Annotated in this window: 2 protein-coding genes; both read left to right on the forward strand. The window is 53.0% G+C overall.

The genetic code is table 11. The features are described 5' to 3' along the window. Positions 1 to 110: 110 nt before the first annotated feature. On the forward strand, positions 111 to 5,711 hold the full coding sequence (locus KDC22_RS10555) for a hypothetical protein (RefSeq protein ID WP_211722982.1): 5,601 nt from the start codon (positions 111 to 113) through the stop codon (positions 5,709 to 5,711). Between the two features lie 27 nt (positions 5,712 to 5,738). Further along, on the forward strand, positions 5,739 to 13,535 hold the full coding sequence (locus tag KDC22_RS10560; protein ID WP_211722983.1) for an S-layer homology domain-containing protein: 7,797 nt from the start codon (positions 5,739 to 5,741) through the stop codon (positions 13,533 to 13,535). Positions 13,536 to 13,559 lie beyond the last annotated feature (24 nt).

A 13,559-nucleotide genomic window follows, 5' to 3' on the forward strand; every position in this document is an offset into this window, starting at 1 on the left:
AGGGCGAAAGGAGAATGCGGAAGCATAGGGAGTGAATCCAGACTACAGCGAAGCTTGCTGCACGCCGGACAGGAAATGATGAACGAATAAGGGGGAGCATCACATTGTTAATGAGCAGGAGATTGAAGAGATATACCTCGCTAAGCTTGATTGTCAGCATGTTGTTGTCGTTACTACCCGGTTCCTTAAATGGACTGGCAGAGGCTGCGGGTGATGATTTTGAGGTTACGTTTCCGAACGGGCAACATGTCGGCAACCTAAGCTACCCTGCGGACAATACATTTCTCAACTTTTATACCAAGGTGCCAGGGTTCAAGCAGACAGAGGAAGATAAAGACGCCAAATACGACTGGGCGAAGGGCGATATCTTTGCAGGTGTCGATGATAATGAAGCAACGGTTCAATTCCAGGTGAAGGTAGCCGACAATCCGCTTCTGAAGAATATGGCGGAGAGCGGACATGCCGAGATGCTTACAGGGTTCGCCGTGCTGCGGCGTCACTCCGGGTTCTTATGGACGCGTCATTCTTCCATTACAGTGAACATCGACGGAAAAGATATTATCAATGAACGAACCGGCAGCAGCCAGAGGTACAACAAGTCGGCCAAGGCCATCATCAAACCTAATTCTGTCATTAACATCAGGGTCTGGGGCGAAGGCGATGACGATGGTGAAGCGGCAGGTGTACGCGGATTCTACCTCAAGTTCCAGGATCTCAAGCGTCCGGTCATCGACAATTATACCTTCACCGGCAACGGTGCAGAACGGCTGAACGATAAGATTAACCAGAAAGAGCTGTATGTCAAAAGAGACGAGAACATCACGCTCAGCTACAATTTCAGTGAGCCGGTCAGACCGACTTCGGTAGTTGAAGCTAACTCCGATTATTTCCTGCGGCACAAGCTGTTCATTAATGATCCGGACACCGGACTTCCGGCAGCCGGACAGCAGCAGTATCTGCAGAATACAAGCTTCACTAAGAACACCCTGGATTCCTACCAGAAGAAAATTGCTTACAAATATACGGGAGTTCCTTTTCATAACAGCGGCAATCTTCCGCTGAGACCGTTAATTACCGGGGGTACCACCGGCGGAGCGCAGATGGATCTGTCGCTGGATAATAAATTGAAAGAAGCCGTGCTCAGTGATGCGGCAGGGAACAAAGCGGTTGTCAATCTCAATACCGTGCCGAGCAGCGGCAGCAATGCCTGGCTGGACCGGAAAAGCGGGAACCCGTTTGACTTCGACCGGGGCGGCTTCCGCGTCATTGTCGATGCCGTACGTCCGAAGTACTCCAAGACAGCCAACGGGATTCAGCCGGAGATTCTGACCGGGGTTACGCTCAACAAGGGAGATGTCATTGACTTCACTCTACAGATGACGGAAGAGGCGATTGCCAAAACCGGCTGGGATGAGAAGAAAACCTTCATCCTCTTCAATAACGGAATGAAAGCCTATTATGTTATAGGCAAGAATACACCGAATTGGACGTTCCGCATGACTGTGCCTGACGGGCTGGCCGTAGAGACTCCGCTGCTCAAGGCCGTAGCCATATCTAATGATGCCAAGGGCGGCAGTGAGCCTATCCAGATGGATACCGATGTTATCCAGGATTACGCAGGCAACCTGATGATTCAGCCCGCTAACTACGATGGAATCCATAAAGAGAAAATTGAGCCTTACGGCAGTGACGACTCGCTCGCCAACTCCAAGATCGACTGGGCGAACCTGTTCATCGACAATACGATGCCGATCATCGGTTACCGGTTCGAGGCAGAAGGCGCAAGTGCCACAAAATACGCGAAAAAAGGTAAGGTTACGATTGATGCCAACGATCCGTCGATTAAAGTGCCTCACCTTGATCCGACTGTAGCAGACCGTGGTGCCGAGCGGCCGAGCCGCGGAATCTACCGTCCTTCCAATATGAGTGCGGAAGCCTCTCCTTCGGTGGGTCTGGTGTACTACTGGTGGAGTAAGGATAAGGCTGATCCGTTTGCTACAGTAGCCGGAGATCATTACGCGGCGCTCAAGCGTTATGCACTCTCCGCCAAGCAGCCGTCGGAAGAACTGTATCCGGGACAATTCGAGAATATAGAGCTGTCGGTCGTGAACAACAAGACGAACCTGCTTGCTCCTCCAGCGGAAGCCTTCGAGGAAGGAAACAGCGGAGAATGGTACCTGCATACCTGGACAGCCGATATGAGCTGGGATTCAGCCAGAGAATTGCTGCAGGATGAGAAGAAAGATGTATACAAGAAGACTCATGAGGAACAGTACGAGGCTTGGATCGCAGAAGCACCGGGTGAAGAGGCAGACAAGATCTTTTATGCCGATAATCAGGCGCTCGCTGCTGTTGGACAATACGGGGATGAGAGTGTCTGGCCGCTTGAAGACTTCAAGAATGACGACTCCAACTGGACCCATGAGGTAGGCGTTCTGAAGCTGGACAACCAGGGACCTGCTATTACCATGGCCGGAGGGGACAGCACCACTGTACAAGCTCTGGTGAAGGACCCGCATAGCGGAGTCAATAGCGTGAAGTATCAATGGGTGAAGGACGGGGATTCCCCGGCGAGCGGGAAGTGGGCGGATACGCCATACTCCGGTTCAACCGTAACCCGGTCCACCTATGAGGATATTGATGAGGATGGCTCCTATTGGCTCTATCTGAAGGCAATTGATAATGCGGGCAATGAGACGGTCAAGACACCGCAGGAAAGAGCGGTTGTTGTGAGTTCAGAGGCTGCGATTCCGACACAGTTCACACCGGAAGCTAATCCTGACTTTGTTAAGAGTCATGATGTTACCTTCCAGATCACTGGAGTGCACCCGGATTATGTGGGTTATGCCATCACCGACAGCTCTGTTCATCCGAATGAAGACAGTAAGTTCACCGGACTGGATGTTGCCAAGGTATCGGATAGTTCACCTTCAGCTGAGAAGAAAGTGAATGAAGACGGAGCGGAAGCTGCTGAGCCGGTTGCTCCGGCAGAGTCTGTTGCTCCAGTAGAGCCGGGTCCTCCGGCAGAACCGGAAGTCACCGCAAGCATCGGGCCGGTAGCCATCCTGAAGTTCTTGGCTTCCGGGCCCGCAGAACCTGAGCTGACGCCGCTTGCAGCGGATGAGACTCCGGCACCGGATAGCAGTGCCGAGCCGGCAACGACTCCTGCTGCTTCAGCAGAAGCAACTGAACCAGCAGCTACACCTGCTGCCTCACCAGAGGCAACTGAACCGGCGGCAGACAACACTGATCCCAAGCTGGCAGCCAAGGGGCTTGGTGCTACTGTAAGTGAAGCCACCTACAGCTATGTGGTCCCAGTTAACGATAAATTGAACGGAACGCAATACATTCATCTGATGGTGAAGCACAGCGACAGAACGTATTACTATTCGAAGGCTTATTATTTCGACAATGAAGCACCGGTGGTGTATTTCAGCCCTGAGGCGGTTGCTTATCCGCTGCCGCAGCAGAAGACACGTGTAAGCGTGTCGGAATTCTATAGCACAACAGGACTTGTCAGCAAATATAAATGGGTCAGACAACAAGCGGGTGCAGAAGTACCTACAGAGTCTTCTGCAGAATGGAAGGACGTACCGGCAGGCGGTTCGGTGTCTATAGACGACAAATCGCTGAAGGCGGGAGAGATTGCCGAATACCGGTTATATGTACTCGCGGTTGACGGGGCGGGCAACAGCTTTGTGACGGCAAGCGCAGGAACCTTCAAAGTATCGGCAACGACACAGCCGGAGGCACCTGTGTCCAATGCCAAGTCCTCTCTGATCTATCTGTCCGGTGATGAAAAGGACGGCTACACGGCAATTGTGAAGCTGAGTCTCGAATCTGAGGACAAGACAGGCTATGAATATTCCATCTCCCCGGATAACGGTGTGAGCTGGTTGAACTGGAAGCCGTACACCAACTTCGTAGCCGTGAAGGTTCCGACTGGTGATCCGAAGCTGCTCCAGGTGGCGGTGAAGTACAGAACGCCGGGCGGTCTGATCAGTACAGCGGCTAAGCTTGATGTCGGGGAAGGCACTCCTACCACAGTACAGCCGGTCTATGCGCTCGCAACGCTCAGCGTGAACAGTCCGGTAAATGCTGCGGTTGGTGCGGATATTGAGATCGCACTTCCGCCGGGTATCCGTGTAATCCCTTCGAAGGTTAACCCTTCGGTGCCTGTGCGGACCGGCAACTCATTCAAGATCTATCAGAATGGCTATTACAGCTTCGATCTGACTGATCTCAGTGATCCGGACCGGACAGATACCCTGTATCTGGTTGTGAAGAATATTGACGGCACGGCTCCAGAGGGAACGGTCGAATACTCCAACATGGAGCGTACGAACGGTAATGTGGTTGCTTATCTTCAGAGCACATCTGAGCCTGTAACGATTACGAATAATGGCGGCAAGAATGCGTACACCTTCAAGGACAACGGCACCTTCGTCTTTGAGATTAAGGACGCGGCCGGGAACACCAATACCGTCGAAGCCATAGTTAAGAACATTAACAAAGAAGCGCCGAAGGTAAAGGTGGTCCGTTCCTACCAATATGGCGAGAACGGAAGCCTGACATTTGGGACCGTGAAGGATAACGGCGGTAATGTGCTGTTCTCCACGGGAGTCACTGTTACGGTAGAGAAGGCAGATGCCTCGGCGAAAGCCATTAAGGTCATCAGCGAGGCCAAGAGCGTTACACTGACTGAGAATGGAACAGCCGCCTTCACAGTGGTTGATGAGTACGGCAATACGGCAGTCATTAAAGAAAAGGTTACGACGATTCTCTCCGGGCCGCCTGAGGTGGATAAGATTACCTATACCTATGTAGATGCGGAAGGCAAAGCTGTTCCGGCAGATCAGATCGTTACAATCGGCGGACAGAAATATGCCAAGGGTAAGGTGAAGGTTACGCTTAGCGGCAGTGTCGCAGCCCCTAACAAAATGTTCTTCGGAGCAAGACCCATCCAGAGCGGAGCAGCTTATACGAATCAGATCAGTACAACGGACGGCACCTTCAGCTACTGGCGTGCTTTTGAGAGCAGCGGATCAGCGGTGGTTACGATCTCGGATCTGCTGGGCAATGTGAACAAGGTTCCGGTTACGATAGGGGGTCTTGATAACACAGCGCCTGAGCTGACGCTGAATAACGAAACAGCAGGTATTGTCCAGAACAAGAAGGACTTTAACTTCCGCACTGATCTCGGCGGCTTCACCGTATCCGATAATGTGTCGGCAGCAGCGAATGTGAAGGTAGCTATCAGCGGGCTGGATCTCGGCAAGCTTGGACGCCAGCGTGTTGCGTACACTGCGGTTGACCAGGTAGGAAATAAGACGGTTGTATATCAGGATGTGGTAGTCGTGAAGGATGGCGGACTGCTGATCTTCGGTAACGACACCTTAATCTCGGCTTCCTCCGGTGAGTCTGCACTCTTCAATACCAATACACTTACCTTCAAGGTTACCGGTTATAACGTAATGAAGGTAGCCGGAGCAGACAAGATCAACCAGGTCGGAACCTTCGATATCCTGTATTACCCTGGTCTGTACCGCGAAGGACAGCTGAAGCTTGTGAAGCAGAAGCTAACTTACGCTGAATTGGTGAACAGTCAATTTAAGGTCACCTTCCCGAAAACAGGCTGGTATACCATCGTCGTGAGAACCCAGGAGCGGGACCGCGAATTTGCCACCTTCTTTGTCGGCAATATGAAATAGTTGAAAGAAGAACAGGGGGAATACTTGGTGAAGCTGTTGAAACGCATAGTAGCGGTAATGCTCACACTAATCATGGTATTTCTGTCCACCTCCGAGAGCTTCCATGCTCTCGTCGAGGCGGCCGGCAGTACCAAGACAACCATGATCCAGAATGACTTTATTAAGGTCACCGTGGATAACGAAACCGGACGCTACGGCATTCGCACCGTAGACGGCCAGCCGATCCGCAAGAAAGATAACAATGTGAACCTGCTGTTCCAGGGAGATGACCCGGAAACGTCGTTCACGACGTTCCGCATCGACGGAACTGATTATATTTACGGGAATAAATACAAGTTCGATAACAGCCATTATTCCGAGACTACTGCACCCAAAGTGGTGGAGAATTCAAATGGTACCAAGCAGCTGGAGATGATCTGGAAGATTAAAGGGGTAGAGATCAAGCAGATTCTGATGCTCTACACCGACAGCAAGGATGCTGTCAATTCCGGAAATGTCAACATCCGCTATGAAGTGAACAACCGGAGCAATGCGCAGGTCCAGGTCGGCAGCCGGATTCTGCTGGATACCATGGTCGGCGGCAACGACGGGCCGCAGTTCCAGATTGGCACAGCCTATAAGTCACCGCTGCAGGTAGAGCGGAAGCTGGTGCATAATCCGGAGGAGGATGCCGGAATCCCGGAAGAGGACAGAGCTTACTTCAAGATTCCTGCTTACTGGGTTATGCGCGACAAGCTGGATTTGACCAATCCGCAAGCAACTAATGTCGTTGCTTACGGCTTCAATAACTTTGCCGAACAGAACATTAATATTGTGGACGAGATGATTGTCGGGCACTGGAACGGCCTGGCGAATACGAAATGGGATTACAAGGTACATCCCAACCTGGACTTCACCAGAGACACCAATGATTATGGTACAGCGGATTCCGCCGTTGCCTTCTACTGGAACCCGGACAAGCTGGCAGCCGGAGGCTTCCAGAGCTTCGAGACCGTATATGGGCTCGGTGAAATTACCGCACCGGACAAAGTGTTCTCGATCCGTTATGTAGATCAGGTTCAGCAGCTGGCTACGGCTGATCTGGGAGAAGGAGAGACGGTTCCGTCGAAGTACAAGGACAACGGAGTGTTCACCATCACCGCCGAGGTGGAGAATCTGCAGGCGTATAATATGGAGCACTCCAAGATCGAAGTGGAGATGACGCTGGAGAGCGGCCTCAGCTTCGTCAGGCAGGATGAGAAGGGACAGGATATTATAGACGCGAGCGGCAATCCTGTCCTGGAGAATGACCGCAGCAAAATGCTGGAATTCAAAAAGTCAGCCTCTCCTGAGGAAGCTGCACTGGGCATCGAACCGAAGTACAAGCCGGGTGACGCGATTACCGCGACTTTCCGGGTTCAGGCTAAAGGCAGACCTTGGCCGGTTACCCGGGAGTATATGATTTCCGCGAGAAGCCCGGAGACGCAAGGCAAAATCGAAGGTATCGCAGATGAGGGCATCAAAGCCCAGTACGAGTCTAACCGTACAAACTTCATTCTGCTGCCGCCGGTAGGCGAAGCAACCGCTACGTATTCCTACGCGCTGTCACCGGCGGAATTATACAGCACGGATGTGAAATATCTGACGGTGAATCTGTCAAATATTGAAGCCTACAATACAGGCAATGCGACTACAGCGCCTAACTTTGATCTATACCTCAAAGATAAGGCAAGCGGCAGCCGCTACAAAGTGAATGTGCAGGATGCAGTAGTCATGCAGCCTACAGACGATGGCTACTCCGGGTCGATGCGGGTTACGTACCGCGGCGGGGACCTTGTGGACGAAGGCGGCAATGTGCTGGAAGCCGGGCTGGGACCTGAATTGCCGCTTGGTGAATACCAGGTGGAGATTGATTATAAAGGCGACGCCGGAGGGGACGAGGAAGTAGCCGCATTATATGATATGACTACTCCGCAGTCGTTCCTGGTCACCGATAATAATGACACGCGAATCCGTGAAGCCGGGGTTATGGCGGTGTACAGGGAAGCTGTGGATATCAGCGGTCTCGCGAACGGTTCCTCGGTAGAGGATGAGTTGCTGGATCAGCTGAACTCGCTGTTCCCGGGTGAGCCCTTCAAGGACGGCTCGTTCCTGTACTCTGCTGTGACCGAATATAAGAAGACCAAAGCCTTGTTCGGAGCAGCCAGCAAGGCGGTTGATCCTGAATTTGATATCAGTGAATTCATGGATGATGAAGCGCTTGAAGAGACTCCTCTGTATGCCTACAAATTGTTTGCAACTGAAGAGGATTTTGAAGCCTTCCAGGAAGAAGCGGAATCCGAGGACCCGGAATTCGACCGTGAGATTCTGGTTACGGTCCGCGGAATGATCAAGCAGGTCGGCACGGGTGATGAAGAGCAGGTCATCGTGGATACCAAGACCGAACCGGCCATTATTAATGATGCTGTGGCCTATACAGGCAAGGATCTGGCTTTTGTACGCGGCAAGCTGGATATCTTCGGAAATAGCCTTCCGGGCGATCTTCCCTTCCTGGATACCTTGTTCATCAAGGGTGACGGAACGCTCAGCGTAGCGAGCAGCGGGTTCGTCTTCCATAAGGGCGAATGGACGCTGGATTTCTTCAACGGCTTCTCCAAATCCCTTGGAGATGAGAACTACAATCCGTCCAAGGTGGAGACACCAGAGGAAGAGGAGGAAGAGGAAGAAGGCAGTAAGGAAGATCAAGGCAATGACGGTAATCCGGAAGACGACAGCCAGAACGGCAGCCTGAAATGGGCCATCGGCGGTGTGGGCGACAGACTGAATCCGCTGCGCCAGGTCATGATCGGGGATGTGTACTTCAACAAGCAGTCTTTGTTCGGGGCTCCAAGCTTCGCGATTGACGGCTTTGGCTTCTCCTTCAATGATTTCATTCTGAGAGAGAACGGGATTTCCTTCGGCGGCTCCTTGTCCCTGAAGATCATTAACTCAGAGATTAAGAATGTCATATTCAACAGTGCGGGCTTCTATGGCGTGGATGCTTCGCTCGGTTTCGATCTGAATCAGGAGATGGGCCTGTTCGGACCGGATAAGAAGAAAGACGCTGATAAGAAGGAAGGCCCGGATGCTCCAAGCGGCAAGGTTACCATCAAGCATGCCGTGCAGAATGGCGGAGTCGGTAACGAATACGGGCTGGAGTTCGCGGCACAGCTGAAGAACATGATGGGCGTGGAAATTGAATTCTCGCTCAAAAAGGTTAAGGACGGCCGGATTCTGCCGGATGTCATCGCCTTCGGGGCCGAGCTTCCGAAGCCGGGGATTCTTGTCACCGGGGCGACCTATCTGACCGCTATACGCGGTGCGGTACGTGAGCTGGCGGATACCATTGCCGGGGGCACGGCGCAGGACCCGTTCCCGTTGACCATTGAAGCGGGCGTAGGTATGCGCTTCGGGATTGCCCCGGCGTACTTCTTCGGGGATGTGGACCTGACGGTGAAACGTACCGGCCTCAAGGTGGAAGGCAAGCTTGATTTTGCCGCAAAAGATGATGCTGAAGAAGATGACCGGCTCCCGATGCTGACCAAAGCGCTGCTTGAAGCACAGTGGGTGACCCCATGGTTCGTGCGCGTAGAAGCGGCAATGGATATCGGCGGCTGGGATATCATTATCGGTAAGGCGGGAATCTTCGTCGGACAGAATCTGGAGAAGAACCGCACTGATTTTGAAGGGTACATTGGTTCCAAAGTGCAAATACCGAACGATGTGCCGATTGTCGGCGGAATGCCGCTGTCCAGCATGTTCCTGGGCGTTAATAATGACAAGGTCTGGGGCAGTATCGGTGTGCTGTTTATCTCTCTGGGCATTACCTACTACTGGAGCGGGGGCATCGAATTCGGTACTTCTACCGATCAGCTGCCGGAAGGCATGATCCATCTCGTGGTGGATGACCCTGAGCTTGGACCGCGTCTGATGGTGATTGGTGAAGGCGTGCAGACTCTGGCGACTTCCCAGGTTGCTTCCGAGGAGGATGATCAGGAGATTATCTACCGTGAAGTAGCAGAAGGCGTGAAGTATGTCGAGAACGGATCGGTGAATGTCGGCGTAGGCGGCATCACAGTGAAGAACGGCGGCAGAATCCACGAGATTCCTATGGGCGCTGCATCGGGCAATGCCATTATTGAGATGGAATACAGCAGCAAGGAGCTGCCGGAATTCAAGCTGCAGGATGCGGCAGGCAAGGATTATCCGGTGGTATTCGAGACCTTTGCCAATCCGGACAAGCCTAACCCTAAGGCAAATGCTTTTACACAATATATTCCTGCAAGCTATAAGTCAGGGGATACAACCAGACTCAACGATGAGGTGGATATCCGCAGAGCTTATATTATTATTCCTGAGAATGAGGCTAAAAAAGGCGGAACCTGGACGCTTACGGCAGTCTCTGCAGTTGAGACCAAGCTGATGAATATTCCTACGCTGCCAACACTCGGAGAAGTGAATCTGGCGAAGGACAGCTCGGATATCAATAAATTCACAGCTTCCTGGACAGTAGCCAACGCAGCCGAAGGCGATACAGTGAACCTGTATCTGGCTGAAGATGCGGTGACCACAGAAACAACGAAGGTAAAGGGACAGGAAGTGCTATCGCCGGGTGATCCGGGAATGCTGATTGCCAAGGATGTGCCGGTTGGTGCAGGCGGATCGGTCAGCGGTGGTGTAACCAGCGGCAGCAAGGTAATTGATGTAACGAATGTAACCTTGATGGGCAATCCCGAGGATATCCGCGGGCTGCTCAGACAAGGCAACTATTACCTGCGGGCCGAGCTGAAATCCAGCGCCACCTTCGGCACCAAGACTTCACCGCAGCGGTTCGAGCTCATTGATCCGCTGGCACCGCAGGTGGTCAGTGACGTCACGGTTGAGCCTGCCGGTAACGGGTTGTTCTCGCTCTCCTTCAAGCCGGGAGCGAAGAAGGCTGGACACAGCGGTTACGAGCACAGCTTCATCATTGATGCGCAGCGCGAGGTAGGTGGCAAGCTGGAGTCGTACTCGCCGTTTGGAGAAATTCTGTACACCGAACAGGAACTTCAGCCTTACTGGAATGCAGCGACTGGTAAATACGAAGGCCTCCTGATCGGCGGCTGGAAGGCTCTGTCCACTTCGGATGAAGTGAATACGGGCAGCCTTGAAGGAACGGTCATGGATGTAAGCAAGGTGAAATATACCGGTCTGGAAGTTGACAAGGAGTATGTGGTGGGTGTTACTGCTGCAACAGTTCCAACGGAAGATGCGGACAAGAATCAGAACTATCATTATGCCGAGCGCCAGGACAGCAGCAAGAAGCTGCTGCCGCTTCCGAGTCTGCCGAAGCTTGAGGTAGCGGTAGATAACGATAAAGGCACGGCAGTAGATACCGGAAATTACATTAATGTACTGACAAGCGAAACGAAGCAGAAGCTGACGCTCTCTTCGAAGCAGTCCAATCTGACGGTGGAAGTATTCAACGCTGATAAATCCATCGCAACGTTAGCTTTGACGAACAAGACTGGCGGCGGAAGCGAAGGCGTCCTGAATCTCGACCAGTTCCAGACAGACGGGCCGTTCGCTCTTGAACTGAGAGCCAGAAATACGGCGACCAAGGATATCTCAGTGACGATGCTGTATCTGACGGTAGACACGATCGCACCGGTCCTGTATCTGACGGAGCCGGTAACGGGCGAACGTACCGCACAGGGCGCAGTTCGTGTAGCCGGAACGACAACTACAGGAACGAAGCTGGCCGCAGTTTATACCGTGAGTCAGTTACAGCCGGATGGAAAATACAAGGATGTTGAGATTTCTGCTCCACTTACAGTGGACTCGTTAACCGGTGATTTCAACGGAACCGTGAAGATTGACTCGGCTGAGCCTTCCGTAGCCCTCAATATTGTGGCTAAGGACGAAGCGGGCAATCTGAATACAGCGGTTGTGGATATTACGAACGCTGGATACAAGGTTCCTGTAGCACTGGTTCTGAAGGGAACGGAAGAGGACCTGGAGCCAGGGCAAACAGGCAAAGTTCAGGCTTATCTCAAGGTCTCGGACGGCAAGGACGAGAATACCGGCAAGCCGAAATTCAAGGAAGAGCCGATTGCAGATAAGGATCTGCAGAAATTGACTTATACAGTCGCCGTAGGCGATGCAGTGTCTTTGTCGGCAGACGGCGGAATTACCGCACTTGCCACCGGCTCCAGCCTGATTGAGGCAGAGTATCAGGTGTCCGAGGGTGTTACGCTCAAGGGCATGGCTGTGGCAACAGTAGCTGTACCTGAATCGAATGAATTGGGTACTGTGCAAGCCGTCTCCTCTCCAATCAGCGGAGACAGCAACCGCACGAAGATTACGGTGACTTCCGCCGGAGATATGACCGGACAGCAGATCGCTTACAAGGTCTTCTCGTCCAATCCGGCGGAACTGAAAAGGAATGACAATGTAAGTTCATGGAGTCTGCTTCCGCTCGATGGTATCGTGACCGCTCATCCAGGGTCTGTCGTTGTGCTGGCCAAGCGTACCTCCCTTGACAAGCTGGTTAGGGCATCCGGCAGTGTTCCTGCATCGGTCTGGACCAGCAGTGGTTCAGGCGGAGGCGGCGGTGCTGGCGGTGGAGGCGGCGGTGCCGTACCGGGAGTTGTTGAAGAACAAGCACCGGAGCAGGCAGCCCAGATTACCGTCAACGGCCAGACCGTGACAGCAGAGTGGGATGGACTTACGGCTATCGTCCGGATTACGGATAAAGAAGCTGTGGCTGGCAGTGACCTCACGGTAAGCTCCACCGATCCGAATGCCAAAGCATTCCGTATCCAGGTGGATCAGAGTGTGGTACAGCAGCAACTGGCAGCGAAGAAGAAGATTGTGGTTGAGGTTCCGATGGGACGGCTCATTATTGCTCCTGAGAATCTTGCCGGTGTTACAGCCGGGCTGACCGTCGGTATTGGCGGTAACAGCAATACCGATCAGCAGGCCATGAAGGCTATTGCCGATCAGCAAGGCTTCACGCTGATGGGGGCAGGAGGAGGTGTAACCGTTATGGCGAACCTGCCGCTGGGCAGCTGGACTCCAGCGCTTGTAGCGAAGATTGCCATTCCTGCGCCGCTGGCCGCCAAGGAGATTACGGCCATGGTGCTTAAGGACAAAGACGGGAACTGGACGACTGTGCCATGGAAGCTGGACAGCAGCGGCACGGCAGTGAATGTGCAGCTGACCGGAGAAGGAAGTCTCTTCTTCATCCGCAACCAGAAGACCTTCAAGGATATGCCTTCAGGCTGGGGCAAGGCAGGCATCGCGGCAGCATCTGCCAAGCTGTTCGTCTTGGGTAAGTCGGCAGATACGTTCGATCCGGCAGGCAAAGTAACCAGAGCAGAGTATCCAACGATTCTGCTGCGGGTCGCAGGTCTGATGAACAAGCAGGCAGCTTCGGCGGGCTTCACTGATGTCAGCGGCAGCAGCTGGTATAACCGCAGCGTCTCCATTGCTGCCGGGCTGGGTATTGTTACCGGACTTGAAGGCGGCAAATACGCGCCTAAGGATACACTTACGCGTGTAGAAGCGATGACGATGCTCGGAAGATTGCTGAATCAAGTTAATCCGGGCAGTGAACTTAGTGAGGCTGAAGTCACTTCGATCCTCAGCGGCTTCACTGACAAGGACAAGGTTCCGGCATGGGCGGGACAAGCAGTGGCTCTGAGCATCAAGAACGGAATTATCCTTGGGGAAGGCAACAAGGTGAATCCGTCCAATCCGCTTACGCGTGAACAGGCAGCAGCTATTGCCATTAGACTTGATCAGTTCATTACAGCCAAGCAATAAGAGAATGTGCCCGTACCGCTTACA

This window comes from Paenibacillus tritici (assembly GCF_018207515.1).
GTDB lineage: Bacteria > Bacillota > Bacilli > Paenibacillales > Paenibacillaceae > Paenibacillus_AQ > Paenibacillus_AQ tritici.